This window comes from Rhodovulum sp. ES.010 (genome assembly GCF_900142935.1).
In the GTDB taxonomy this organism is placed as follows: Bacteria; Pseudomonadota; Alphaproteobacteria; order Rhodobacterales; family Rhodobacteraceae; genus Rhodovulum.
Window position 1 is genome coordinate 325,609 of sequence record NZ_FSRS01000001.1, and the last position, 26,584, is coordinate 352,192.

Below are 26,584 nucleotides of genomic sequence, written 5' to 3' on the forward strand. Positions count from 1 at the left end.
GTCTGACCCAACGGACCGAGGGGGCGTCATGCTGATCCTGACCTGTCCCGTCTGCGGCACCGCCGCGGACGAAACCGAACTGTCGCCCGGCGGCGAGGCGCACCTGACGCGCCGCGGTCCCGGCTGGGACGACGCGCAGTTCGAATCCTACCTCTTCCACCGCAAGAACCCCAGGGGCGTCCATTTCGAACGCTGGCGGCACGCCCATGGCTGCGGCAAGTGGTTCCACGCCGCGCGCGATACGGTGACGCTGGAGGTGTTCGGCACCTATTCGGCGCAGGTGAGCGAACCGCCCCGCGACATAATCGACCGGATCGCCGCGAAACATCCCGGCTTCGAATGGGAGGGCGGGGAATGAGCTTTCGCCTGCACACCGGCGGCCGCCTGATCGACCGCGCCGCGCCCTGCAGCTTCACCTTCGACGGGGCCGCGCATGAGGGCTTCGCCGGCGACACGCTGGCCGCGGCCCTTCTGGCCAGTGACCGGATGCTGGTCGGCCGGTCCTTCAAGTATCACCGGCCCCGCGGCGTGGTCGCCTCGGGCGCCGAGGAACCGAACGCGCTGGTGGGCCTCGGGCAGGGCGGCCGGTTCGAGCCGAACCAGCGCGCCACCATGACGGAACTCTTCGACGGGCTGGTGGCCGAAAGCCAGAACCGCTTCCCTTCGCTGGACTTCGACGTGGGCGCGCTGAACGCGCGTCTCGCCCGGTTCCTGCCCGCGGGGTTCTACTACAAGACGTTCCTCTGGCCGCGCGCCTTCTGGAAGCATGTCTACGAACCGGTGATCCGCCAGTCGGCGGGCCTGGGCCGCGCGCCGACCGAGGCCGACCCCGACACCTACGAACATTTCCACGCCCATGTCGACGTGCTGGTGGTCGGCGGCGGTGTCGCGGGGCTGGAGGCCGCGCTGGTCGCGGGCCGGTCGGGCGCGCGCGTGCTGCTGGTCGAACAGACCGCCCATTGGGGCGGCCGCGCGCCGGTGGACGGGGGCGAGATCGACGGCCAGGCGCCCGCAGCGTGGGTAAGGGGCGCCGTCGAAGCCCTTGAAAAGATGGATAACGTCACGCTGCGCCTGCGCATGCAGGGGGCGGGCGTCTACGACCACGGCTATGTGCTGGCCCACGAACGGCTGACCGATCACGCCCCCGATGCACCCGGCCCCCGCCACCGCCTGTGGAAGATCCGCGCCAAACAGGTGGTCACCGCCACCGGTGCCATCGAACGCCCGCTGGCCTTCCCCGGCAACGACGTGCCGGGCGTCATGCTGGCCTCTGCGGTGCGCGACTACGTGGTGAACTGGGCCGTCGCGCCCGGCCAACGCACCGTGATCGTCACCAACAACGACGACGCCTATCGCACGGCGCTGACCCTGCTGGACGCGGGGCTGGAGGTTCCGGCCATCGTCGATGCCCGGCAAACCGCCGACGGGCCCTTGCCCCAGGCCGTGCGGGCACGCGGCGTGCCGGTGCGGACGGGCATGGCCGTGGTCAAGGTCAAGGGCGCCAAGCGCGTGACCGGCGTGGGCATCGGCCCGGTCAACGGGCTCGCCATGGCCTCCGACACGATTGCCTGCGATGCGGTGGCGATGTCGGGCGGCTGGTCGCCGGTGGTGCACCTGTGGTCCCATTGCGGCGGCAAGCTGACCTGGGACGACCGGCACGGCATGTTCCGGCCCGACCCCTCCCGCGCGCCGACCGGCGCCGACGGGCGGCCCTTCGTGACGACGGCCGGCGCGGCCAGCGGTGCGCTGCTGGCCGAAGACTGCCTGCCCGATGCCGGCCGGGCAGGGGCGGCGGCGGCCGAGGCGGCCGGGTGCCGGGCGGAAGTCCGAACATTTGCCATATCGAAGTCCGATGAAAGTCCGATGGAATTCATATGGGTCATGCCGCGCCGCGCCGAGCCCGCCGCGCGCATGAAGATGTTTCTCGACTACCAGAACGACGTGAAGGTTTCGGACGTCCAGCTCGCCGCCCGCGAGGGCTACGAAAGCGTCGAGCACACCAAGCGCTATACCACGCTGGGGATGGCGACCGACCAAGGGAAACTCAGCAATATCAACGGGCTCGCGATCCTGGCCGATACGCTGGGCGCGGCGATCCCGCAGGTCGGCACCACGACCTTCCGCCCGCCCTACACGCCGCTGACGCTGGGCGCCATCGCGGGCGAGGCGCGCGGCGCGACCTTCCAGCCGGTGCGCAAGACCCCGATCCACGCCTGGCATGAAGCGCAAGGCGCCCATTTCGAACCCGTGGGCCACTGGCGCCGTCCCTACACCTATCCGCGCAAGGGCGAGAGCGTCGCGCAGTCGGTGCAGCGGGAGGTGAAGAACACCCGCGAAAACGTCGGCGTGCTGGACGCCTCGACGCTGGGCAAGCTGCTGGTCAAGGGGCCGGATGCGGCGGAGTTCCTCGACCGCGTCTACACCAACATGAAGTCCACGCTGAAACCCGGGCGCTGCCGTTACGGGCTGATGTGTTCGGAAAACGGCTTCCTGATGGATGACGGCGTGGTGGCCCGGCTGTCGGAGGACAGCTTCCTCTGCCACACGACCAGCGGAGGGGCCGAGCATGTGCACCAGCACCTGGAGGAATGGCTGCAGACCGAGTGGTGGGACCTCAAGGTTCACGTCGTCAACCTGACCGAGCAATACGCCCAGGTCGCGGTTGTCGGCCCCAAGGCGCGGACCCTGCTGGAAAAACTCGGCGGCATGGACCTGTCCAGGGACGCGCTGTCCTTCATGGGTTGGGCGGACGGCACGCTGGCCGGCATCCCGGCCCGGGTCTACCGCATCTCGTTCTCGGGCGAACTCTCCTTCGAGGTGGCGATCCCCGCGAACCGGGGCCGCGCGTTCTGGGATGCCTGCCTGGCCGCGGGCGAAGACCTCGGCGTGATGCCCTACGGCACCGAGGCGCTGCACATCATGCGCGCCGAAAAGGGCTTCATCATGATCGGGGACGAGACCGACGGAACCGTGATCCCGCAGGACCTCGGCCTCGACTGGGCGGTGTCGAAGAAGAAGGACGATTTCATCGGCAAGCGCGCGCAGGCGCGCAGCCACATGACCGACCCGGAGCGGTGGAAACTGGTCGGCCTGGAAACGCTGGACGGATCCGTCCTGCCGGACGGCGCCTACGCGCTGGACGATGGGAAGAACGCCAACGGCCAGCGCAACGTGCAGGGCCGCGTCACGTCGAGCTATCACTCGCCCACGCTCGGGCGCGGCATCGCGATGGGGCTGGTGCGCCACGGGCCCGACCGGATGGGCGAGGTGATCGCCTTCGGCAAGGTCGACGGCTCCACCGTCGCGGCCCGCATCGTCAGCCCCGTGTTCTACGACGCCGAAGGGGAGAAGCAGAATGTCTGAGCCCGTCACCGCGCTGAACGGCGCCCGAGCCGAGGGCATCGCCACGGTCGAGGAGGCGCCCGCCCGGGGCATGGTCACGCTGCGCGCCGACCTCTCCGCCCGGAAGGTGAAATCCGCGGTCAGGAAGGTGGCGGGCGTCGCGCTGCCCGATCCGCTGGCCGCGTCCTGGGACGGCCCGCGCGGCGCGGCCTGGATGGCGCCCGACGAGTTGCTGCTGTTCATGCCGTCCCCCGAGGCCGCCGAAACCGTCGAGGCGCTGGAGGCGGCGCTCGAGGGCCAGCACGCGACCGCGGCGGACGTGTCCGACGCCCGCGCCGTGTTCCGTGTGCACGGGCCGGGCGCGCGCGAGGTGCTGGCCAAGCTGACGCCCGCGGACATGGCCCCCGACGCCTTCCCCGAGGGCAGGGTGCGGCGCACGCGCCTGGCGCAGGTGCCGGTTGCGATCTGGGCCGAAACGGGGGGCTTCGGGCTGGTCTGCTTCCGCTCGGTCGCGGGCTATGCCTTCGACCTTCTCAAGGGCGCCGCGGCCCCCGGTTCGGCGGTCGGCTATTTCCCCGACTGGGCTTGACCTTCCCCCCGCAGCGCCTCCATCTAAGGCAAAGTGACGCAGATCATTAACCAGAAGGGGGGCCAAATGGCTTTCGAACTTCCCGACCTTCCCTATGCCCATGACGCGCTTGCCGATCAGGGCATGTCGAAGGAAACGCTCGAATACCATCACGACCTGCACCACAAGGCCTATGTCGACAACGGAAACAAGCTGATTTCCGGCACCGAGTGGGAGGGCAAGTCGGTCGAGGAGATCGTCAAGGGCACCTACCAGCCCGGCGCCGTGGCCCAGAACGGGATCTTCAACAACGCCTCGCAGCACTGGAATCACTGCCAGTTCTGGGAAATGATGGCACCGGGCAAGCCCGCCATGCCCTCCGAGCTGGAGGCCCGCATCGTCGATGCCTTCGGCTCCGTCGAGAAGTTCAAGGAAGAGTTCTCGGCCGCGGGTGCCGGGCAGTTCGGGTCCGGCTGGGCCTGGCTGGTGGTGGACACCGACGGCACGCTCAAGGTCACCAAGACCGAGAACGGCGTGAACCCGCTCTGCTTCAACCAGACCGCGCTTCTGGGCTGCGACGTGTGGGAGCATTCCTACTACATCGACTTCCGCAACAAGCGCCCGGCCTACCTCACGAACTTCCTCGACAAGCTCGTCAACTGGGAGAACGTGGCCGAGCGGCTGTCGAAGGCCTGAGCCCCGATCCATCGGATTGCGTGCGGCCGTCCCATCGGGGCGGCCGTTTCGCGTTGCGGCGGTGGTTCCGCCGGGGCCGAATGCACGCTATGGTGGCGGCAAAAGACCATCGGGCAGCCATGCGACACCGTTTCCTTGTTCCCCGCCTCTGGGCGGCCGTCCTCACCGCGTGGGCCATGTGCGCGCCGGCGGCGGCCGACGAGCTGACCGCGCTCGCCCGGCCCGACATCGGCGGCTCCGGCGTGACCGACCGGGGGAAGGGGCTGGTGCTCACGCTCGACCTGTCCCAGCCGGTGCCCTACCGGGTTTACACGCTGGACGCGCCGCCCCGCCTCGTGACGGATTTCCGCGAGGTGGACTGGGGCGGGGCCGATGCGGCGGAGCTGATCGCCACCGACAGGGTCCGCGCGGCGCGGGCCGGGGCGGTCCGGCCGGGCTGGTCGCGGCTGGTGCTGGAACTCGACGGCCCCTATGCGCTGCACTCCGCCGAGATGCCGCGCATCCCCGCGACGGGGCGGGCCCGGCTCACCGTCCGGCTGCGCCCGACCGATCGCGAGTCCTTCGCCGCGGCCGCGCCGAAGCCCGCCGCCGCGCTTCGCGGCCTGCCCGAGGCCGAGCCGCTGCCGCCGCCGCCCCGCCGGCAGGACGGGGTGCGGCCCTTGCGGGTGGTGCTCGACCCGGGCCATGGCGGCATCGATCCCGGCGCCGAGCGCGCGGGCCTGCGCGAGGCGGACCTGATGCTGACCTTCGCGCGCGAACTGGCCGAGGCCCTGATCCGGGCGGGCCACGCGCCGGTGCTGACGCGCGAGGGCGACCGTTTCGTGCCGCTGGAGACCCGCATCGACATCGCGCGGGCCGCGCGGGCGGACGTGTTCGTGTCGCTCCACGCCGACGCGCTGGCCGAGGGGCATGCCACCGGCGCGACCGTCTACACCCTGTCCGAGACCGCGTCGGACCGGGCCTCCGCGCTGCTGGCCGAACGCCACGACCGCGACGCGCTGCTTGCGGGGGTCGACCTGACCGACCAGGACGACGAGATCGCGACCGTGCTGATGGACCTCGCCCGGACCGAGAGCGTGCCGCGCACCGACCGGCTGGCCGAGGCCATCGTGGCCGGGCTGCGCGCCCATATCGGCCGGATGCACAAGCGGCCGCGCCTGTCGGCGGCGTTCTCGGTGCTGAAGTCGCCGGACATCCCGTCGGTGCTGATCGAGCTGGGCTTCCTGTCCTCGGAGGAGGACCGCCGGAACCTCGTCTCGCCGGAATGGCGCGCGCGGGCGGCGGCCGGCATCGTCGAGGCGCTGGAGCTCTGGGCGGCCGAGGACGCCGCGGAGACCGGCCTGCTGCGGCGCTAGGGGCGATCGCGCGTGCCCCCGGGCCCGCGCCTCCCGCAGACGTGACCGCGGCGCGGCCCGCCGCGGCCCCGCGCGCGCCCGTTGCGTTTTGACCCGGCTTGCGCGGGCGCGTATACAGGGCCGTGCACACCAAAGGTAGGGGCGCTGTGATCCGGTTTCTGTTCTCCTTCCTCGGGGCGGTCTACACCTTCATCACCCTGGGGCTGATCGGCGCGGCCATGATGGTCGGCGCCATCTTCTGGATGTATGCGCGCGACCTGCCCGATTACGACGATCTCGCCAGCTACCAGCCCAAGACCATCAGCCGCATCTATTCCGGCGAAGGGCGGCTGATCGACGAGTTCGCCGAGGAACGCCGGCTGTTCGCGTCGGCCGAGGAAATCCCCGACCTCGTGAAACAGGCCTTCATCTCGGCCGAGGACAAGAATTTCTACACCCACAAGGGGTTCGACGCCCGCGGCATCGTCGCCGCCGCGATCGAGGCGGTCGAAACCCGCGGCGAAACCCTGCGCGGCGCGTCGACCATCACCCAGCAGGTGATGAAGAACTTCCTCCTCGGCGGCGAGCGCACCGGCGAGCGCAAGATCAAGGAACTGATCCTCGCCACCCGGATCGAGAAGACCCTGACCAAGGAGGAGATCCTCGAACTCTATCTCAACGAGATCTTCCTCGGCCAGAATTCCTACGGCGTGGCCGCCGCCGCCCAGACCTATTTCAACAAGACGCTGTCGGAACTCGAACCGCAGGAGGCGGCCTATCTCGCCGCGCTGCCCAAGGCGCCCTCGACCTATCACCCGGTCCGCGCCTATGACCGCGCGGTGGAGCGGCGCAACTTCGTGCTGCGCGAGATGCACGAGAACGGCTATCTCGACCGCGCGGCCTACGAGGCGGCGCGGGCGGCGCCGCTGAAGACGGTGCAGAACGGCGATTACGACCCGTTCTCCGCCAGCCTGCCGCCGCGCGACTATTTCACCGACGAGATCCGCCGCCAGCTGTCGCAGGATTTCGGCGAGGCGGAGTTCTTCGGCGGCGGGCTGACGATCCGCGCCACCAGCGACCCCGAGATGCAGGCCGAGGCGGCCCGCGCCCTGCGCGAGGCGCTGGAGGATTTCGACCGCGGCCGGGGCGTCTGGCGCGGCACCGGCAAGGCGGTCGACCCGGCCACGCTGTCCGACGAGGCGGCCTGGCGCGCGGCGCTGGCCCAGGTCGACGTGGCGCGCGACATCGTGCTCGAAAGCGCGTGGCTGCCGGCCGTCGTTCTGGACGTCGAGGACCAGCGCTTGGTGATCGGCATCGAGGGGGTCGAGGGCCGCCAGGAGGTGCCGCGCAGCGACACCGCCTGGTTCCGCGGCGACCTCTACGAGAATTTCGATCCCGGCGACGTGATCCATGTCCGCCGCATGGTCTCGGACGAGGACGGCAGCTTCATCCGCTGGACCTTGCGCCAGGTGCCCGAGGTCGAGGGCGGCTTCGTCGCGATGGACGTCAATACCGGCCGCGTGCTGGCCATGCAGGGCGGGTTCTCCTACCAGCATTCGGTGTTCAACCGCGCCACCCAGGCCACGCGCCAGCCCGGTTCGTCGTTCAAGCCCTTCGTCTACGCCGCCGCGCTCGACAGCGGCTTCACCCCCGCCACGATCATCATCGACGCGCCGATCGAGATCGATACCGGCGGCAGCATCTGGCGGCCGAAGAACGCCTCGAACCGGTTCTACGGCCCCGCGCCCTTGCGCACCGGCATCGAGCGGTCGCGCAACCTGATGACGGTGCGTCTGGCCAAGGAAATCGGCATGCAGACGGTCGCCGGCTACGCCGAACGCTTCGGCGTCTACGACCGGATGGACCCCTATCTCGCCAACGCGCTGGGCAGCCAGGAAACCACGCTCTACCGCATGGTCGCGGCCTACGCGATGTTCGCCAATGGCGGCGAGCGGGTGGAGCCCACGCTGGTCGACCGGGTGCAGGACCTGTCGGGGCGCACCATCTACCGGCACGACGCGCGGACCTGCACGAACTGCGGCGACCCGCAGCTCGATCCGGGCCTCGCCCCGCGCATCGTGTCGAACCGCGAACGCGTGATGAACGCGATCACCGCCTACCAGCTCACCTCGATGATGCGCGGCGTGGTCGAGCGCGGCACCGCGGCCGGACGGGTCAATCTCGGCGTGCCGACGGCGGGCAAGACCGGCACCACCAACGACGCGCGCGACGTCTGGTTCGTGGGCTTCACCTCGAACATCGTCGCGGGCTGCTACATGGGCTACGACCGCCCGCGCAGCCTCGGCCGCCGGGCGGCGGGCGGCACGCTCTGCGCGCCGGTCTTCAACGACTTCATGCAGAAGGCGACCGCCAAGTATGGCGGCGGCCCGTTCACGGTGCCGCCGGGCGGGCGCTTCATCAAGATCGACCGGTACTCCGGCACGCGCCTGCCCGACGACGCGCGCGGCGAGCATGTCGTGGCGGAGTATTTCCGCGCCGGCGAAGAGCCGATCTTCGGCCTCGGCGCGATGGTCGACGGCGGTTTCGCCATGGGGTCCGACCTGCCGCTCTTCGGCCGCGGCCAGGGCGAGACCGGCGAGGGCGCGCAGGAGGTCACCACCTCGACCGGCGAAAAGGCGGTGGTGGGGCCCAAGGCCAATTTCGGCACGCTGTCCTCGGGCGGCCTCTACTGACCCGGCCGCGCCCGGCGCGCGCCGACCCTCCGTCTTCTTCTTGGCCGAAATACTCCGGGGGTCCGGGGGCAGCGCCCCCGGCGGGTCGGCCGGGCGCCCGCCCGGCCGAAACCGCGGCGGCCACCGGTCCGCGCCCACTTGCGGGCGCTCGGGGCGGTTGCTATCTGTCCGGCCTGACACGTCCATTCAAGGCAGGGCCCATGCGTGCAGAGGCGCAGAACACCGTCGAGGACATTCGCAAGTCGCTGAGCCTTCTGGCGCAGCGGATGGACTGGGACACGGCCGAGCACCGGCTGGAAGAGTTCAACGCGATGACCGAGGACCCCGCGCTCTGGAACGATCCCGACCGCGCGCAGAAGCTGATGCGCGACCGCCAGGCGCTGGTGGACGCCATCGACACCTACAGGTCGATCTCGCAGGAACTCGAGGACAATGTCGAGCTGATCGAGATGGGCGAGGCCGAGGACGACCAGGACGTCGTGAAAGAGGCCGAGGCCGCGCTCAAGGCCCTCAAGGACAAGGCCGCGCAGAAGGAGCTGGAGGCGCTTCTCGACGGCGAGGCCGATGCCAACGACACCTTTCTCGAGATCAACGCCGGCGCCGGCGGGACCGAAAGCTGCGACTGGGCGTCGATGCTCGCGCGGATGTATGTCCGCTGGGCCGAGGCGCATGGCTACAAGGTGGAGCTGCAATCCGAGAGCCCGGGCGACGAGGCCGGCATCAAGTCGGCGGCCTACAAGATCTCGGGCCACAACGCCTATGGCTGGCTCAAATCGGAATCCGGCGTGCACCGGCTCGTGCGGATCTCGCCCTATGACAGCGCGGCGCGCCGGCATACCTCGTTCTGCTCGGTCTGGGTCTACCCGGTGGTCGACGACGATATCGAGATCGAGGTGAACCCCGCCGATATCCGGGTCGATACCTACCGCTCCTCGGGCGCGGGCGGCCAGCACGTCAACACCACCGACTCCGCGGTGCGGATGACGCACATCCCCACCGGCATCGTGGTGACGAGTTCCGAGAAGTCCCAGCACCAGAACCGCGACATCGCGATGAAGGCGCTGAAATCGCGGCTCTACCAGATGGAACTGGACCGCCGGAACGCCGAGATCAACGCCCAGCACGAGGCCAAGGGCGAGGCCGGCTGGGGCAACCAGATCCGCTCCTACGTGCTGCAGCCCTACCAGATGGTCAAGGACCTGCGCACCGGGGTCGAGACCTCCGATACCCAGGGCGTTCTCGACGGCGATCTCGACCGGTTCATGGCGGCCACGCTCGCGCTCGACGTGGCCGGGAAAAGCCGGGCCGAGGCACAGGCCGAAGACTGACCGCGCCGGCGCCGCTCAGGCCAGCGGCCGCTCCAGCGCGGTGCGAATGTCGTCGGGCGTGTCGCGGAGCGGCACGGTGCCGGGCCGCCGCGCCGCCGCCAGCAGGTTCGGAAAGGTCGCGGGCACCCGCCGCACCAGGCAGCGCGTGACGCGGGGCATGTTGCCGCGTTCGCCGCGGGCGATCATGTAGAGTCCCTCGAATGTCGCGACGTCTGCGCCGAGCACCGGCGCCAGCACCATCGTGGCCGACACCCGCTGCGGCACGCTCTGGTAGAACTGCAGGCAGAACCCCTCCGAGTGCCGCAGCACGATCCCGCGCAGTTCGGGCCGCTTGCGCGGGATCGTTCCCGTCTCGTCATCGAGAAAGTCCACCGCATATTGCGGCGGAAGCACGGTGCGCACGACCCGCCCGCCATGGCGCGACTTGACCTGCAGGTTCGCCTGCACCAGCGTGTCGCGCTGCAGCAACGACCGGGTGAGCAGCAGGTAAAGCCCGTCCTGCAATTCGTGGCTTTCGGGAAAAAACGGCGAAAGGTCGCCGACATAGTCGATGGCGGCCTTCATCTCGGCATTGCGGTCGCTGATCCGGGGCAGGTGTCCGAACCGGGCGATGTGGTCGATCTGCCGGGCGGTCAGACGTTCGGTCAGGATGCGCGCGTCGACCCCGAAATGGTCGCAGATCCGCTTCAGCTGGTTGGGTTTGGGAAAGGACTCGCTGGCGAGAAACCGTTTCATCTGCATCCGGCTGAGCCCGAGATCGCGCGCCACCTGCGCGACCGAGGGTTCGAGCGCGCAAAGCTCTTTCAGATTCTCTCCGAAAACAGGTAATACACTGTCGGGCACGCTGCCGCTTTCGCCAAGGTTGAGTAGTATCTGGCGAAGCAGATTAACGGCGCGAAGGATTATCTCAAGCCCCGGCCTTTCCGGCGCGCAGCGGGGCACGCATGCGGACTCACGGGCGGCGCGACACGTCCTCGAGTTCCGCGGCCAGCCGGATCAGCGTGCCCACCAGTTCCGGGTCGACCTCCGTGGCCTGGTCATAGGCCGCCTCCTGCACCAGCGTCGCGGCGAGCCGCAGACGATCATGGGCCGGCATATCCGCCAGCAACTGCCTGGGGGCCGCGCGGTTGGCGACGGCGGCTGTGGCCTGGAGTCGCGTGTCTGTCATGTGGTTCGATCCTTCCCCTTCGCATCGGCTGTGCCGGCCCGGTCGCCGGCGCGCCGGGGTAATGCCGGCGCATCCCGTAAAGGTGGGGCGGACCGGCGTCGCAGACAGGGACGGGATCGTGACAGGCGTATCTGGTTTGTGACCGCGCGCGGCGCCTGCGGCGCGCCGCCGGACGAACCGGGGCCCCGGCCGGTGTGTCCCGGCGCGGGGCCCGTCGTCCTCCTCCCCGGAGCGCGTTCAGGCTTTCGGGGCGGCCCGCTGATCCGCGGGCTTCTGTCCCTGGTCGCCATTGCCCAGCACGTGGGGCGATTGCTTGCCACCGGCGGCGTTGCCCTGCGCGGGCGCCCGCTTGCCCGCGTTGAGCGGGTCGTCCTGGCGCTGCACCGAGCCCTCGAAATGGGCGCCGCTTTCGATCGCGATGGTCTTGTGGATGATGTCGCCTTCGACCCGTGCGGTCGACGTCAGGCGGACCTTGAGCCCGCGCACCCGGCCGATCACCCGGCCGTTGATGACGACGTCATCGGCCAGCACCTCGCCGCGGACGGTGGCGTTCTCGCCCACGGTCAGAAGATGCGCGTGGATGTCGCCTTCGATCGTGCCCTCGACCTGGATGTCGCCGCTCGTCTTGAGGTTGCCGCTGACCGTGAGGTCGGAGGACAGAATCGACGCGGGCGGCTTGGCTTTCGGCGTGCTCGGCACGGGGTTGTCTGAACCGGGACGGGACATGCCGGCCTCGTGGGCCTTGGGCTTTTCGCCCTCGCCGGCCTTGGGGCCCGGCTCGTTGATCCTGCTTTTAGAAAACATCTCTCGCTGCCTTGATATAGGTCATCGGGTTCACGGGTTTCCCGTCGACGCGCACCTCGTAGTGCAGGTGGGTGCCGGTCGACCGTCCGGAGTTCCCCATATCACCTATCCGGTCCCCGCGCGAGACCCTTTGGCCCTTCTTGACGCGGATCTTGGCCATGTGCCCGTAGCGGGTGACGAGGCCGAATTCGTGCCGGATCTCGACGAAGCGGCCATAGCCCGAGACCCAGCCGGCGCGGGTCACGACCCCGTCGGCAGTGGCATGGATCGGCGTGCCGTAGGCGGCGGCGAAATCGGCCCCTTCATGCATGCTGTAGGCCCCGGTGATCGGGTGCCGGCGCTTGCCGAAGGGGCTGGTATAGCGATAGGCCGCGCGCAGCGGCTGGGCGAAGGGCAGCTTTTCGGCCGCGATCCGATACAGGTTCAGCTCGTCCATGCGTTCGAGCAGGGCGCGGGCGCGCAATTCCTCCGGCGAGGGGTCGTAATCGCCTTTCGAGGAGATCGCGATGGGCGTGAGCGGACCGCCCACGCCGGAATAGCCCTGACGCACCCGCTCGATCATGTCGTCGGCCGACAGGCCCGCGGCGGCGAACATCTTGTCGAGCGGCTCGACCGACACGGTCAGCGCCTCTTCCAGCGAAGCGAAGATCTGGTCGTTGCGCTCGGCCATCAGCTCGTGCTCGTAGGCCAGCGCCTCGGCCAGCTTGTAGGCCGCGGTCGCGTCGGCCGCCGCGGTGTCGCGCTCGGCCGCCGTCTCGTCGAGCGCGGCGGTCAGGAAGGCGAGCGTGTCCTGCACATCCGCGGCGCGCGGCCCGTCGCGGGGGGTGTCGCCCTCCAGCGCCGCGGCGAGTTCGCGGTTGCGCGTGCGCGCGGCATCGCGCTCGGCCATCGACGTTCGGAGCGTGTCGGTCAGCACGTTCATGCCGGTTTCCAGCTCGCGCCGGCGCTCCTCGGAATCGAGAAGCACGGATTGCATGCGCGAGACTTCGGCCATCGCGACCTCGAAGCGCTCGCGCGTGGCGCGGACCTCTGCGGCATGGGCGTCGCGCTCGGCGGCCAGGGCGTTCAGGCGGGTGTCGTAGAGCGCCTGGTCGCGCTTGGCCTGGTCGCGGAGGTTGCCGGAGCCGACCTGGTCGATCAGCAGGAACGACGTCGCGAGCATGGCCCAGGCGACCACCAGCGCACCGCCGGCAAGCCCTGCGGCCTGCGCGGTCGGAGACAGCCGCATGAAGCGGGTACTGTGCTCCGAGCGCAGGAAAAGCCGTTGTTCGGGAAGAAAGCGCTCAAGCGCCGTGTCGATGCGGTGGAGGATACGCCCCGTCAATGTCTCGCCTCAACTGCCCTTTTTTGCGGTCAGACACGCGCCGCCTCGGTTCTGACGCCCCGTGCCTAGCCAGCGACCTGCTCAGTCGCAAGGTTTTTAAGTCTTTGTGCATGATTTCATGCCGATGTCCCACCCAATCGCGCAAGAATCCGCCGATTCCCGCGCAAGGGTTGCAATATGGCACCGGTTTCGCGCTATGGGCGAGTGCCCGCCGGCGGTCCGGCCGGCACCGGCGCGGGGCGGTCAAAGCGCCTTGACGGCCTCCAGCACCTCCTCGGCATGGCCCGGCACCTTCACCTTGCGCCAGACCCGCGCGAGCTTGCCCTCGCCGTCGATCAGAAAGGTCGAGCGTTCGATGCCCATGTAGGTCTTGCCGTACATCTTCTTCTCGACCCAGGTGCCGTAGCGCTCGCAGACGTCGCCGTTCTCGTCCGACAGAAGCGGCACGGACAGGTCGTGCTTGGTGCGGAACTTGCCGTGCTTGGTCACGCTGTCCCTGGAAATGCCGAACACCTTGGCCCCGGCGGCCTCGAAATCGGACAGGAGGCCCGAGAAGGCGATGGCTTCCTTCGTGCAGCCGGACGTGTCATCCTTGGGGTAGAAATACAGAACCACGGGGGCGGGGCGCAGCGCCGAAAGGGTGACGTCCTCGCCGCCATCCTGGGGCAGGGTGAAATCGGGCGCGGTCTGGCCGGTGTCGGTCATGGGCTTTTCTGGTCCTTCCGGTTGGCGGGAATGCGCCGTAGGGTCGGCGCGACGCGGATCAGGATAGGCGCCGCGCGGGGGCAGGCAAGCGGGATCGCCGGGCGCGCGGCGGTCCGGACCGTCGGGATGAGCGAGACAGACGACCAGGCACGAAACGACGCCCATCCGCCGCACAAGCGGTTCGGCATCTGGCTGTTGCTCAGCCTCGCGATGATCGCGGGGCTGGCGGGGTTGGCCGGGCTTGCACTGACCGGGCGCATGGTGGCGATGCCGCTCTGGGTGACCGAGCGGGTCGAGGCGCGGCTGAACGCGGCCGTCGCGCCCGTCGAACTGCGGCTCGGCGGCATGGACGTGATGCTCTCGCGCGACAACGTCCCCCGCGTGCATTTCTCCGACATCCTCGTGCTCGACGGGGCCGGGCGCGAGATTGCCCGGCTGCCGGAACTCGGCGCCACGCTGGCCGCCGCGCCGCTGCTGTCCGGCCGGCTGGAGATTTCCCATCTCGCGCTGACCGGCGCGGACCTGACGCTGCGGCGCGCGCCCGACGGGCGGCTGGACCTGGCGCTGGGCGGCACCGGCGCGCCGGTCAGCGCCGCGGGCAGCCTGGGCGAGGTGCTCGACGAGATCGACCGGGCCTTCGCGCGGCCGGGGCTGTCGGCGGTGCGCGCGATCAGCGTCGAGGATCTGGGCCTGACCTACGAGGACGCGCGGGCCGGCCGCACCTGGGCCGTCGAGAACGGTCTGATGACGCTCGACCAGGGGGCGGAGGAGGTCACGCTGCGCGCCTTCTTCAGTCTGCGCGGCGCGGGGGCCACGCCCGCGGAATTCGCCTTCAGCTTCGTCTCGGTCCGCGGCGGGCCCGAGGCGCGGTTCTCGGCGAACTTCTCGGACGTGTCCTCGGACGACATCGCCACGCAGTCGCCGGCGCTGGCCCCGCTCGCGCTGATCGAGGCGCCGATCTCGGGGGCGATCCGGACCGAGGTGGATGCGGCGGGCACGCTCGGCCCCCTGAGCGCCGCGCTCGAGATCGGGGCCGGCGCGCTGAACCCCGCCGGGGCGGCCACGCCGATCCGGTTTCAGTCGGGCAAGTCCTATTTCACCTACGACCCGGCGAGCCGGCGGCTGAGTTTCGACCAGATCGCGCTGGACACGGCCGCTCTGCGGATGGTCGCCGAGGGGCATGCCGACCTGCGCGACATGGAGGGCGGATGGCCCGAAACCGTGATCGCGCAGCTCGGCTTCCGCGAGGTGGCGCTGGACCCCGAAGGCGTGTTCGAGGCGCCCGCGGTCTTCACCGGCGGCGCGCTGGACCTCAAGCTCGCGCTCGATCCCTTCGTCGCGACGGCCGGCCAGGTGGCGCTGCTCGACGACGCCGGGGCCTATCGCGGCCGCGGCGTGATCCGCGCGCGGCCCGACGGTTGGGAGATTTCGGTCGATGCCGACATCCCGCGGATCGACGAGGACCGCCTGCTCGCCCTCTGGCCGCTCGGGCTGGCCCCGCGCACCCGCGCGTGGATCGACGAGCGGGTGCAGACGGGCGCGTTTCTCGATGTGCGCGCCGCGGTGCGTCGCACGCCCGGCGCCCCGGCCGAAATCGCGCTCGGCCACCGGTTCCGCGATGCCACGGTGAAGGTCCTGTCGACGATGCCGCCGATCGAGGGCGGACACGGCTACGGCACGATCCTCGACCAGGGCTACACGCTGTCGGTCGAGGGGGGCACGATCCGGGCTCCCCTCGGCGGGCGCATCGACGTCACGGGCTCGGTCTTCCAGGTGCCCGACATCGCCCCGGACGATCCCCCGGCCACGATCCGGCTGCGCACCCGCAGCAGCATTTCCGCCGCCCTGTCGCTGATCGACCTGCCGCCCCTGGAAATCCCCGCGCGCGTGGGGCTGGACCCGGACCTGGCCGAGGGCGAGGCCGTGCTGGAAACCCGGCTGGACCTGCCGCTGCGCAAGGGCCTGTCCCTTGCCGATATCGGCTACGGCGTGCGCGGCACGCTCACCGGCGTGCGCAGCGACGCGCTTCTGGAGGGGCGGTTGCTGGCGGCCGACACGCTCGACCTTGCGGCCGGGCCCGACGGGGTGACGATCTCGGGCGCGGCGCGGGTGGACGGCGTGCCCGTGCGCGGCGCCTGGCGCATGCAACCGGGCGCGCCCGGCTCCCGCGTCGAGGGCACGGCGGAGCTGTCGCAACGGCTGAACGCGGACCTCGGGCTGGGGCTGCCGCCGGGCACGTTCGAGGGGCGCGCGCGGGCGGAGTTCACGCTGACGCTCCCGGACGAGGGGCCGCCCCGGTTCACGGTCGGCTCCGACCTGTCGGGGCTCGCGCTGCGGCTGCCGGGCCTCGACTGGTCCAAGCCGGCCGCGGCGTCGGGCCGGCTCCGGATCGCCGGGCGGCTGGGGGCGTCCGCCGCGGTGGAACGGCTCGAACTGGAGGCGCCGGGGCTGTCGGTCGCCGGATCGGTCGCGCTGAACGGGCAGGGCGGGCTCGACGCGGCCCGGCTGTCGCGGGTCCGGCTGGGCGGCTGGCTGGATGCGCAGGCGGTGCTGACCGGGCGCGGCGCGGGACGCCCGCCCGCGGTGGCGATCACCGGCGGCCGCGCCGATCTGCGGCAGGGGGCGTTCGCGCGATCGGGCGGGGGCGGCGGCGGGGCCGGGTTCGACCGGGTCGAGATCGCCCTCGACCGGTTGCAGGTCAGCGACGGGATCGCCCTGACCGGCCTGCGCGGGGCGCTGTCGGGGCGGGGCGGGCTCAGCGGGCGGCTGACCGGCACGCTGGAGGGCGGCGGACCGATCGTCGCGACGCTGGTCCCCGCCCGCACCGGCACCGCGATCCGGGTGCGCGCCGAGGATGCGGGCGCCGCCCTGCGGGGGGCGGGTCTCTACCGGCGCGCGCGCGGCGGGCGGCTCGACCTGGTGCTCCGCCCGCTGGGCGCGCCGGGCCGCTATGCCGGGGAGCTTCGGGTCGACGGGCTGCGCGTGCGCGGCACCCCGGTGCTGGCGGAGCTTCTGACCGCGATCTCGGTCGTCGGGATTCCCGAACTCCTGGATGGCGAGGGGCTCATGTTCAGCGAGGTTCAGGCGCGGTTTGAGCTGATGCCCGGCGGCGTCGAGGTGCGCCGCGCCAGCGCCGTCGGCCCGTCGCTTGGCATCTCCCTGTCGGGCGTGTACGGGACGCGCACGAACCGGATCGACATGCAGGGGGTGATCTCGCCGATCTACCTGGTGAACTCGATCGGGTCGGTGCTGACGCGCCAGGGCGAGGGGCTGTTCGGCTTCAACTACCGCCTTGTCGGGGACGCGCGCGACCCCGAGGTGCGGGTCAACCCGCTGTCGATCTTCACGCCCGGCATGTTCCGCGAGATCTTTCGCGGGCCGCCGCCGCGGGTGCAACGAAGGCCGCAAGCCGAGGGGGCCGAATGAAGCTGTCGGAGTTCGATTTCGACCTGCCCGACGACCTGATCGCAACCCGGCCCGCCCGGCCGCGCAGCGCCGCGCGGCTGCTGGCGGCCAAGGGCGCGGCGCTGTGCGATTGCCATGTGTTCGACCTGCCCGACCTGCTGCGCCCCGGCGACCGGCTGGTGCTGAACGACACCCGCGTCATCCCCGCGCGGCTGTCCGGCCTGCGCCGGCGCGGAACCGGCGCGGGCGCCATTGAGGCCGGTGTCGAGGTCACGCTGATGGAGCCGGCGGCCAGCAGCGGCTGGCGCGCCATGGCCCGGCCCCTGCGCAAGCTCAGGCCGGGCGACCGGGTGGACTTCGCCGCGGGGCTTTCCGCCGAGGTGACGGCCCGCGGTCCCGAGGACGCGACGCTGGCCTTCAACCTGGCCGGCGAGGAGTTCGACGCGGCGCTGGCCGAAGCCGGGGCGATGCCGCTGCCGCCCTACATCGCCGCCAGGCGCGCGGCGGACGCGCAGGACCGCGAGGATTACCAGACCGTCTGGGCCGCGCGCCCCGGCGCCGTCGCCGCCCCCACCGCGTCGCTCCATTTCGACGCGGCGCTGCTCGCCGCGCTCGCGGCGAAGGGCGTCGGCATCACGCATGTCACCCTGCATGTCGGCGCGGGCACCTTCCTGCCGGTGAAGACCGACGACGTCTCGCAGCACCGGATGCATGCCGAATGGGGCGAGGTGACCGCGGCCGCGGCGGCCGAGATCAACGCCGCGCGCGCCGCCGGCGGGCGCATCATCCCCGTGGGCACCACCGCGCTGCGGCTGATCGAGAGCGCCGCCGACGAGACGGGCCGCCTGCACCCCTGGCGGGGCGAGACCGACATCTTCATCCGCCCCGGCTACCGCTTTCGCATCACCGACGCGCTGATGACCAATTTCCACCTGCCGCGCTCGACGCTCTTGATGCTCGTCTCCGCGCTCATGGGCCGGGAGACGATACGAAAGATTTACGCCCATGCGGTTACGTCCCGCTATCGATTCTTCTCTTACGGCGACGCCTCGCTCTTGATCCCGGGGCCGGAAGGCGACAGGGAGGCGTCGCGGGCGGGCAACTGAGCCGGTCCCCAATCCCCTAGAAGAGCCCACGAGGCAAGAGAAGGACGCGCGACGTGTTTCAGGTTTTGGCCAGTTCCTGGGCGCTGCTGCTGGGCATGCTGCTGCTGATGGTGGGCAACGGCATCCAGGGCACGCTGCTCGGTATCCGCGGTGGCATCGAGGGGTTCTCGACCTTCGAGATGTCGATCGTGATGTCGGCCTATTTCGCGGGCTTCCTGGGCGGCTCGCGGCTGGCGCCGGAGCTGATCCGCCGGGTGGGCCATATCCGCGTGTTCGCCGCGCTCGCCTCGCTGATCTCGGCCGTGCTCATCCTCTATCCCACGCTGGCCGACCCCGTCGCCTGGACCGTGGGGCGGGTGCTCATGGGGTTCTGCTTCTCGGGCGTCTACGTCACCGCCGAAAGCTGGCTGAACAACGCCGCCACGAACGAGACCCGCGGCCAGGCGCTGTCGCTCTACATGATCGTGCAGATGGCGGGCATCGTCAGCGCGCAGGGGCTGTTGCTGACCGCCGACCCCGCGGGGTTCGTGCTGTTCATCATCCCCTCGGTGCTGGTCTCCATCGCCTTCGCGCCGATCCTGCTGTCGGTCAGCCCGACGCCCGCCTTCGAGACGACCAAGCCGATGTCGCTGCGGCACCTGATCCGCATTTCGCCCACCGGCGCGGTCGGCATCTTCCTGCTGGGCGGCGTCTACTCGGCGCTGTTCGGCATGGCCTCGGTCTACGGCACCACTGCCGATCTGTCGGTGGCCCAGATCTCGGGCTTCATCGCCACGATCTACCTGGGCGGGCTGCTGCTGCAGTTCCCGATCGGCTGGCTGTCGGACCGGATCGACCGGCGTACCCTGATCCTGGCCGCGGCGGCCACGGGCGGGGCGGCCGCGGGGGCGGCGATGGCCGTGAACGGGGGATTCGGCGCGCTGCTGGTGGCGGCGTTCCTGATCGGCGGGATGTCGAACCCGCTCTACGCGCTGCTCATCGCCTATACCAACGACTATCTGGAACCCGACGACATGGCCGCGGCCTCGGGCGGGTTGATGTTCATCAACGGGGTGGGCGCGATCCTCGGCCCGCTGGTGACCGCCTGGGTCATGGGGCTGATCGGGCCGGAGGGGTTCTTCCTCTTCATCGCGATCCTGATGCTTTCGCTCGCCGTGTTCACCGGCTACCGGATGACCCAGCGCGCCGCCGTGCCGGTGGACGAGACGGCCTCCTACGCGCCGGTCCTGCCGACCGCCTCGCCGGTCGCGGTCGAGGTCGCCCAGGAGGTCGCGATCGAGGCCGCGCACGAGGAGGAGGCTGCCGCGCCGTGACACCCGCGCGCCCCGAAACGCTTGCGCCCCATGACGGTATCTGAAACCATCCGGGCAAGAGCGACCGGGTCAGGAACCGGGGCCACGCGCCCGCGCAGGAGGAAAAGGATGTCGCGCCAAGAGGAGATCATCGATTACTGGCTGAACGAGGTCGGCCCCGCGGGCTGGTACAAGTCCGACCCGGAGGTCGACGCCGAGATCCTGGGCCGCTTCAAGACCGACTGGGAGGCCGCCCATGCCGGCGACCTGCACGACTGGTCGACCAATCCCCGGGGCGCGCTGGCCTTCCTGATCCTGACCGACCAGTTCCCGCGCAACATGTTCCGCGGCGACTGGCGCGCCTTCGCCACCGACGCGCTGGCGCGCGCCGCGGCCAAGCACGCGATCGAGATGACCTTCGACATGCGCCACCCCGAGCCCGAGCGGCAGTTCTTCTACCTGCCCCTGATGCACTCGGAATGCCTGATGGACCAGGACCGCTGCGTGCGCCTGATGCTGACGCGCATGCCCGAGACCGGCGCCGACAACCTGCTGCATGCCAAGGCCCATCGCGAGCTGATCCGCCGGTTCGGCCGCTTCCCGTTCCGCAACGCGGCGCTGCATCGCGGCTCCTCCCCCGAGGAGATCGCGTTCATGGAGCAGGGCGGCTACGGCGCCTGCGTCGAGGAACTGCGCGCCGCGTCCTGACGGCGACCGCGCCGGGGACGGGCCCGCGCGCGCGCCGCAGGTCGCTCCGCGGCCTCAGACCGGCAGCACGCGGCTGTCCTCCCGGCCGACCCCCTCGATCTCGATCCGGTCGTCATCGATGGCGACGACGGCATGGGCGGTTGTGTCGGCGGTCTCGACCATGCCCTTGAACGTGACGTAGTGGGTGCCGCCCGCGCGCCCGTAATTGCCCGCGTGGTTGTGCCCGTTCAGGTACATCACCACGTTCTCGTACCCCGAGAACAGGTCGACCAGGCGGGCGTCGTCCCAGCAATTGTGCGGGTCGGCCGGGTAGAGCGGGTAATGCCCCATGGCGACGACCCGCTGCCCCTTGGCCCGCGCATCCGCGATCACGTCTTCGGCCCAGGCGAGTTGCGCGTCCGAGAGGCCGCCGTTCCAGGGCTTGGCGTTGACCGCGCCGGCCGCTTCCATCGCCGCCAGGCGCCGGGCGGCCGCGTCGTGGCGCGCGCTGCCCCGGGGATGGGCGAAAAGGCTGATCTCGGTGCCGTCGAGCACGAGGAACCGCACGTCCCGGGCGGCGAAATCGTAATGCCGCCGTGCAAGCCCCAGGCGCCGGGGCACCGCGTGGACGTGCTCGGGCGCCACCTCGAAATCGTGGTTGCCCAGGACAACGGCGTGGGGCGCCTCCAGCCGGTCGTAAAGCGGCAGGATGCGATCGTAGCTGTCCCAGTGCCGGTCGATGATGTCGCCGAGCGTCACCGAGAACGCAAGGTCGCGCCGGTTGAACGCCTCGATGGCCTGGGCGAGTTTCCCCAGCGACTGCGCGTAGTGGCGCGTTCCCTGCGGCGGCACCGGGGCGTATTGCGGGTCGGCCACGACCCCGAACCGCAGGCCCGCCGCCGGCGCCCCGGCGCGGGCAGACCGCGCCCCGGCCATCGGCGCCAGCAGGCCGGCGGCGGCGCTGCGCAGCATCACGTTGCGGCGTGTCGGCACATGGTCCTCCCGTCCCGGCGTCTGCCTATCACGCTACGCCCCGACTGTAACGCCCGCCCGACACCCGCCGCCCGGCGCGTCTGCAACCGGCCGGCGGCGATTGCGGGTTCGCGGCGGATCGACTAGCTGTGAGGCAAAGCGCAGCGCGGAGGGAAGCATGGCCGCTCGGAACTTCGACATGATCGTGATCGGCGCGGGGCCCGGCGGCTATGTCGCCGCGATCCGGGGCGCGCAACTGGGGCTGAAGGTCGCCGTGGTCGAGCGCGAGCATCTGGGCGGCATCTGCCTCAACTGGGGCTGCATTCCCACCAAGGCGATGCTGCGCTCGGCCGAGGTCTTCCACCTGATGTCCCATGCCACGGAGTTCGGGCTCAAGGCCGACGGCATCGGCTACGATCTCGACGCGGTGGTCAAACGCTCGCGCGGGGTGGCCAGGCAACTGGCCTCGGGCGTGGGGCACCTGCTGAAGAAGAACAAGGTGACCGTGGTCATGGGCGCGGCGACGATCCCGGCCAGGGGGCGCGTCTCGGTCAAGACCGAGACCGGCACCGAGGAGCTGACCGCCGACTCCATCGTCCTGGCCACCGGCGCGCGGGCGCGCGAACTGCCGGGGCTGGAGCCCGACGGCAAGCGCGTGTGGAACTACAAGCACGCGCTGGTGCCGCCGCACGAGCCGAAGAAGCTGCTGGTCATCGGCTCGGGCGCCATCGGGATCGAGTTCGCCAGCTTCTTCAACACGCTCGGCGCCGAGACCACGGTGGTGGAGGTGATGGACCGCATCCTGCCGGTCGAGGATGCCGAGATCTCCGCCTTCGCGAAAAAGCAGTTCGCGAAACAGGGCATGACGATCCGCGAGCAGGCCACGGTCACGAGGCTCGACCGCGGCGCGGACACGGTGACCGCCCATGTCGAACAGGGCGGCAAGACCGACAAGATCGAGGTCGACACGGTGATCTCGGCGGTCGGCATCGTCGGCAATGTCGAGGGTCTGGGGCTGGAAGAGCTCGGGGTGAAACTCGACCGCAGCCATGTCGTGACCGACGAATACGGCCGCACCGGGGTCGCGGGGCTTTATGCCATCGGCGACGTGGCCGGCGCCCCCTGGCTCGCGCACAAGGCCAGCCACGAGGGCGTGATGGTGGCCGAGATGGTCGCGGGCGGCCACCCGCACCCGATCAAGCCCGGCGCGATTCCCGGCTGCACCTACAGCCACCCGCAGATCGCCAGCATCGGGATGACCGAGGCGCAGGCGAAGGACAAAGGGCACGAGGTCAAGGTCGGCCGCTTCCCCTTCATCGGCAACGGCAAGGCGATCGCGCTGGGCGAGCCCGAGGGGATGGTCAAGACGGTGTTCGACGGCAAGACCGGCGAGCTTCTGGGCGCGCACATGATCGGCGCCGAGGTGACGGAACTGATCCAGGGCTACGCGGTCGGCAAGACGCTGGAGACGACCGAGGCCGAGCTGATGGAAACGGTGTTCCCGCACCCGACGCTGAGCGAGATGATGCACGAATCCGTGCTGGATGCCTGGGGCCGGGCGATCCACTACTAGGCCCCGGCAGCGCCGTCCGTCCGATAAAAGTCCGACGAAAGTCCGATGGAAATCCGATGCAATTCCGATTGCCGGATCGGGCTATTTCTCGACCGGCAGCCTGGCGTTCAGCCACTCGCGGAACGACCCCATGTTGTAGACGTCCTCGTAGCCGAGTTTCATCATGATGCGCGCGGCCTGCAGGGCGTTGTCGCCGGTTTCGCAATAGACCGCGAAGGTCTTGGCCGGGTCCAGCGCGGGGTCGAAATGCGGGCCGGCGCGGTTGGCCTTGTGCCGGATCATGTAGAGCGGCACATGCACGGCCCCCTGGCACTTGCCGAAGCGCGCGATCTCGTGATCCTCGCGCACGTCGAGCAGCACGATCTCGCCCTTCTTGGCGAACTCCCAGGCCTCCTTGGCGCGGATTTCCTCGACATAGGGATAAATCTTGCCGAACAGTTCGACCCAGCTGGACATGGCGCGTTCTCCGGTTTTGGGTGCCTCGGGGCGACTATAGGGGTCTGTGCCCGGGTGTTAAGCGGCAAAGGCACGGCAGGCTGACGCAGCCGGGGACGTTCTCCGAACGTTCCTTCTTTGCGGTTGGGAATCGCGCGCCGCTCGACTATGTCTAAGGCTGGACTTCCGGGGGCAGCCATGGCCGAGTTGAAACGCATCGAAGTGCGCGGCGCGCGCGAGCACAATCTTCAGGATATCGACGTCGACATTCCCCGTGACACGCTGACGGTGATCACCGGGCTGTCGGGGTCGGGAAAGTCCTCGCTCGCCTTCGACACGATCTATGCCGAGGGCCAGCGCCGCTATGTCGAGTCGCTTTCGGCCTATGCGCGGCAGTTCCTGGACATGATGGAAAAGCCGGACGTGGATCACATTTCCGGCCTGTCGCCCGCGATTTCCATCGAACAGAAGACGACGTCCAAGAACCCGCGCTCGACCGTCGGCACCGTCACCGAGATTTATGACTACTTGCGGCTGTTGTTCGCCCGCGCCGGCACACCCTACAGCCCCGCCACCGGCCAGCCTATCGAGGCGCAGCAGGTGCAGGACATGGTGGACCGCGTGATCGCGATGGAGGAGGGGACCCGCGCCTATCTGCTGGCCCCCATCGTGCGCGACCGCAAGGGCGAATACCGAAAGGAATTCATCGAGTTGCGCAAGCAGGGCTTCCAGCGGGTCAAGGTGGACGGGCAGTTTCACGAGCTCGACGAGCCGCCCACGCTCGACAAGAAGTTCCGCCACGACATCGACGTGGTGGTCGACCGGATCGTGGTGAAGGAGGGGATCGAGACCCGGCTGGCGGATTCGTTCCGCACCGCGCTCGACCTCGCCGACGGCATCGCGGTGCTGGAGACCGCGCCGAAGGAGGGCGACCCCGAACGCCACGTGTTCAGCGAGAATTTCGCCTGTCCGGTCTCGGGCTTCACCATCCCCGAGATCGAGCCGCGGCTGTTTTCCTTCAACGCGCCCTTCGGCGCCTGCCCCGATTGCGACGGGCTGGGGGTAGAGCTTTTCTTCGACGAACGCCTCGTGGTGCCGGACGCGGCGCTGACCGTCTGGAACGGGGCCATCGCGCCCTGGCGCAAGGGCAAGTCGCCCTATTTCCGCCAGACCATCGAGGCCATCGCCCGGCATTACGAGTTCGACAAGGACACGCCGTGGAAGGACCTGCCCGCGCATGTGCAGCAGGTCTTCCTGTATGGCTCGGGGGACGAGGAAATCCCCTTCCGCTATGACGAGGGCGGCCGCGTCTACCAGGTGACGCGCGCCTTCGAGGGCGTGATCCCCAACATGGAGCGGCGCTATCGCGAGACCGACAGCGCCTGGATCCGCGAGGAGTTCGAACGCTACCAGAACAACCGTCCCTGCCAGACCTGCGGCGGTCACCGGCTGCGCGAGGAGGCGCTGGCGGTGAAGATCGGCGGCCTGCATGTCGGCGAGGTCGTGCAGATGTCGATCCGCGAGGCGCTGGCCTGGATCGAGGGCGCGCCCGGCAGCCTGTCGAAGCAGAAGAACGAGATCGCCCGCGCGATCCTCAAGGAAATCCGCGACCGGCTGGGGTTCCTGAACAATGTCGGGCTGGAATACCTGACGCTGAGCCGCAACGCCGGGACGTTGTCGGGCGGCGAGAGTCAGCGCATCCGGCTGGCCAGCCAGATCGGCAGCGGGTTGACCGGCGTGCTTTACGTGCTGGACGAACCCTCCATCGGGCTGCACCAGCGCGACAACGGGCGGCTTTTGCAGACGCTCAAGAACCTGCGCGACCAGGGCAATACCGTGATCGTGGTCGAGCATGACGAGGAGGCGATCCGCGAGGCCGATTACGTGCTCGACCTCGGACCCGGGGCGGGCGTGCATGGCGGGCAGGTGGTCAGCCGCGGCACCCCGGCCGAGATCATGGCCGACGCCGCCTCCGTCACCGGGCAATACCTCGCGGGCACGCGCGAAGTCGCGGTGCCGGCCGAGCGGCGGCCCGGCAACGGCAAGGCGGTGACCGTGGTCAAGGCGAACGGCAACAACCTGCAGGACGTGACGGCCGAGTTCCCGCTGGGCAAGTTCGTGTGCGTCACTGGCGTCTCGGGCGGGGGCAAGTCCACGCTGACCATCGAGACGCTGTTCAAGACGGCCAGCATGCGCCTGAACGGCGCACGGCAGACGCCCGCCCCCTGCGAGACGATCAAGGGGCTGGAGCATCTCGACAAGGTCATCGACATCGACCAGCGGCCCATCGGCCGCACGCCGCGGTCGAACCCCGCGACCTATACCGGCGCCTTCACCCCGATCCGCGACTGGTTCGCGGGGCTGCCCGAGGCCAAGGCGCGCGGCTACAAGCCGGGGCGGTTCTCCTTCAACGTCAAGGGCGGCCGCTGCGAGGCCTGCCAGGGCGATGGCGTCATCAAGATCGAGATGCACTTCCTGCCCGATGTCTACGTCACCTGCGAGACCTGCCACGGCGCGCGCTACAACCGCGAGACGCTGGAGATAAAGTTCAAGGGCAAGAGCATCGCCGACGTGCTCGACATGACGGTCGAGGACGCGCAGGAGTTCTTCAAGGCGGTGCCCTCGATCCGCGAGAAGATGGACGCGCTTGTCCGCGTGGGACTCGGCTACATCAAGGTGGGCCAGCAGGCGACGACGCTCTCGGGCGGCGAGGCGCAGCGGGTGAAGCTGTCGAAGGAATTGTCGAAACGGGCCACCGGGCGGACGCTCTACATCCTCGACGAGCCGACCACGGGGCTGCATTTCGAGGATGTGAAGAAGCTGCTCGAAGTGCTGCACGAGCTGGTGGAGCAGGGGAACACGGTCGTGGTGATCGAGCACAATCTGGATGTCATCAAGACCGCCGACTGGCTGATCGACATCGGGCCCGAAGGTGGCGACGGCGGCGGCCAGATCGTCGCCGAGGGCACGCCCGAGGAGGTCGCGGAGGTCGAGCGCAGCCATACCGGGCGCTACCTCAAGGAGATGCTGGGCGCCAAGCGGGTGGCGGCGGAGTGACAGGCCGGCGCGCCGGTGACGGCGCGGCCCCGGCGTTCCCCTGGGGCTCCCTGCGTCGGGCCGGGGGTGTCTATCGGCAGGGTGCAATCGCCTTT

20 protein-coding genes are annotated in these 26,584 nt (G+C 69.9%); 13 read left to right on the plus strand and 7 right to left on the minus strand.

Going from position 1 to position 26,584, the window contains the following annotated elements:
• The first annotated feature begins 28 nt into the window (after positions 1-28).
• From BUR28_RS01660 to prfB, 7 genes are all read left to right on the plus strand, one after another.
• Positions 29-358, plus strand: coding sequence for a sarcosine oxidase subunit delta (locus BUR28_RS01660; RefSeq protein ID WP_074218532.1), 330 nt, complete (start codon positions 29-31; stop codon positions 356-358).
• Positions 355-3,363: a sarcosine oxidase subunit alpha family protein gene (locus tag BUR28_RS01665; protein WP_074218533.1), complete on the plus strand. Its 3,009-nt coding sequence runs from the start codon at positions 355-357 to the stop codon at positions 3,361-3,363. Before BUR28_RS01660 ends, BUR28_RS01665 begins: the two co-directional genes overlap by 4 nt.
• Entirely contained in the window at positions 3,356-3,931 is a 576-nt protein-coding gene (locus BUR28_RS01670) for a sarcosine oxidase subunit gamma (protein WP_074218534.1), read from the plus strand. The genes BUR28_RS01665 and BUR28_RS01670 overlap by 8 nt, the downstream gene beginning before the upstream one ends.
• A gap of 66 nt (positions 3,932-3,997) precedes the next feature.
• The gene (locus BUR28_RS01675) at positions 3,998-4,606 is read left to right on the plus strand and encodes a superoxide dismutase (RefSeq protein ID WP_074218535.1); all 609 of its coding nucleotides are present in this window, start codon (positions 3,998-4,000) and stop codon (positions 4,604-4,606) included.
• Positions 4,607-4,782: 176 nt separating this feature from the next.
• A complete protein-coding gene (locus BUR28_RS01680; protein WP_254813670.1) occupies positions 4,783-5,961 on the plus strand; it encodes an N-acetylmuramoyl-L-alanine amidase in 1,179 nt (392 codons plus the stop codon).
• Positions 5,962-6,107: 146 nt separating this feature from the next.
• The gene (locus BUR28_RS01685; RefSeq protein WP_074218537.1) at positions 6,108-8,633 is read left to right on the plus strand and encodes a penicillin-binding protein 1A; all 2,526 of its coding nucleotides are present in this window, start codon (positions 6,108-6,110) and stop codon (positions 8,631-8,633) included.
• Between the two features lie 200 nt (positions 8,634-8,833).
• The gene (gene prfB / locus BUR28_RS01690; protein WP_074218538.1) at positions 8,834-9,961 is read left to right on the plus strand and encodes a peptide chain release factor 2; all 1,128 of its coding nucleotides are present in this window, start codon (positions 8,834-8,836) and stop codon (positions 9,959-9,961) included.
• 15 nt (positions 9,962-9,976) lie between these two features.
• Here the strand turns inward: prfB and BUR28_RS01695 are convergent, their stop codons facing one another.
• The 5 genes from BUR28_RS01695 to BUR28_RS01715 form a co-directional block, all read right to left on the minus strand.
• Entirely contained in the window at positions 9,977-10,804 is an 828-nt protein-coding gene (locus BUR28_RS01695) for a helix-turn-helix domain-containing protein (protein ID WP_139307462.1), read from the minus strand.
• 109 nt (positions 10,805-10,913) lie between these two features.
• Complete coding sequence (locus tag BUR28_RS01700; protein WP_074218540.1) at positions 10,914-11,129, minus strand: hypothetical protein; 216 nt, start codon at positions 11,127-11,129, stop codon at positions 10,914-10,916.
• 237 nt (positions 11,130-11,366) lie between these two features.
• Positions 11,367-11,933, minus strand: a complete 567-nt coding sequence (locus tag BUR28_RS01705; RefSeq protein ID WP_083626347.1) for a bactofilin family protein — start codon at positions 11,931-11,933, stop codon at positions 11,367-11,369.
• Positions 11,923-13,257: a M23 family metallopeptidase gene (locus tag BUR28_RS01710; protein WP_074218541.1), complete on the minus strand. Its 1,335-nt coding sequence runs from the start codon at positions 13,255-13,257 to the stop codon at positions 11,923-11,925. The genes BUR28_RS01705 and BUR28_RS01710 overlap by 11 nt, the downstream gene beginning before the upstream one ends.
• Before the next feature lie 243 nt (positions 13,258-13,500).
• Positions 13,501-13,962: a peroxiredoxin gene (locus BUR28_RS01715; RefSeq protein WP_074218542.1), complete on the minus strand. Its 462-nt coding sequence runs from the start codon at positions 13,960-13,962 to the stop codon at positions 13,501-13,503.
• Between the two features lie 126 nt (positions 13,963-14,088).
• Here BUR28_RS01715 and BUR28_RS01720 point away from each other — a divergent pair, with 126 nt between their 5' ends.
• The 4 genes from BUR28_RS01720 (at position 14,089) to BUR28_RS01735 (ending at position 20,473) form a co-directional block, all read left to right on the plus strand.
• The gene (locus BUR28_RS01720; RefSeq protein ID WP_074218543.1) at positions 14,089-17,388 is read left to right on the plus strand and encodes a hypothetical protein; all 3,300 of its coding nucleotides are present in this window, start codon (positions 14,089-14,091) and stop codon (positions 17,386-17,388) included.
• Positions 17,385-18,473, plus strand: coding sequence for a tRNA preQ1(34) S-adenosylmethionine ribosyltransferase-isomerase QueA (queA, locus tag BUR28_RS01725; RefSeq protein WP_074218544.1), 1,089 nt, complete (start codon positions 17,385-17,387; stop codon positions 18,471-18,473). Before BUR28_RS01720 ends, queA begins: the two co-directional genes overlap by 4 nt.
• Before the next feature lie 53 nt (positions 18,474-18,526).
• Positions 18,527-19,786 (plus strand): MFS transporter, encoded by a 1,260-nt coding sequence (locus tag BUR28_RS01730; RefSeq protein ID WP_074218545.1) that lies wholly within the window; start codon positions 18,527-18,529, stop codon positions 19,784-19,786.
• Positions 19,787-19,894: 108 nt separating this feature from the next.
• Positions 19,895-20,473, plus strand: coding sequence for a DUF924 family protein (locus BUR28_RS01735; RefSeq protein WP_074218546.1), 579 nt, complete (start codon positions 19,895-19,897; stop codon positions 20,471-20,473).
• A gap of 54 nt (positions 20,474-20,527) precedes the next feature.
• Here the strand turns inward: BUR28_RS01735 and BUR28_RS01740 are convergent, their stop codons facing one another.
• Entirely contained in the window at positions 20,528-21,445 is a 918-nt protein-coding gene (locus BUR28_RS01740) for a metallophosphoesterase (RefSeq protein WP_074218547.1), read from the minus strand.
• Between the two features lie 157 nt (positions 21,446-21,602).
• Here BUR28_RS01740 and lpdA point away from each other — a divergent pair, with 157 nt between their 5' ends.
• Complete coding sequence (lpdA, locus tag BUR28_RS01745) at positions 21,603-22,997, plus strand: dihydrolipoyl dehydrogenase (RefSeq protein ID WP_074218548.1); 1,395 nt, start codon at positions 21,603-21,605, stop codon at positions 22,995-22,997.
• A gap of 81 nt (positions 22,998-23,078) precedes the next feature.
• Here the strand turns inward: lpdA and BUR28_RS01750 are convergent, their stop codons facing one another.
• The gene (locus BUR28_RS01750; RefSeq protein ID WP_074218549.1) at positions 23,079-23,453 is read right to left on the minus strand and encodes a rhodanese-like domain-containing protein; all 375 of its coding nucleotides are present in this window, start codon (positions 23,451-23,453) and stop codon (positions 23,079-23,081) included.
• Positions 23,454-23,630: 177 nt separating this feature from the next.
• Here BUR28_RS01750 and uvrA point away from each other — a divergent pair, with 177 nt between their 5' ends.
• Complete coding sequence (gene uvrA / locus BUR28_RS01755; RefSeq protein WP_074218550.1) at positions 23,631-26,489, plus strand: excinuclease ABC subunit UvrA; 2,859 nt, start codon at positions 23,631-23,633, stop codon at positions 26,487-26,489.
• The last annotated feature ends 95 nt before the right edge of the window (positions 26,490-26,584 follow it).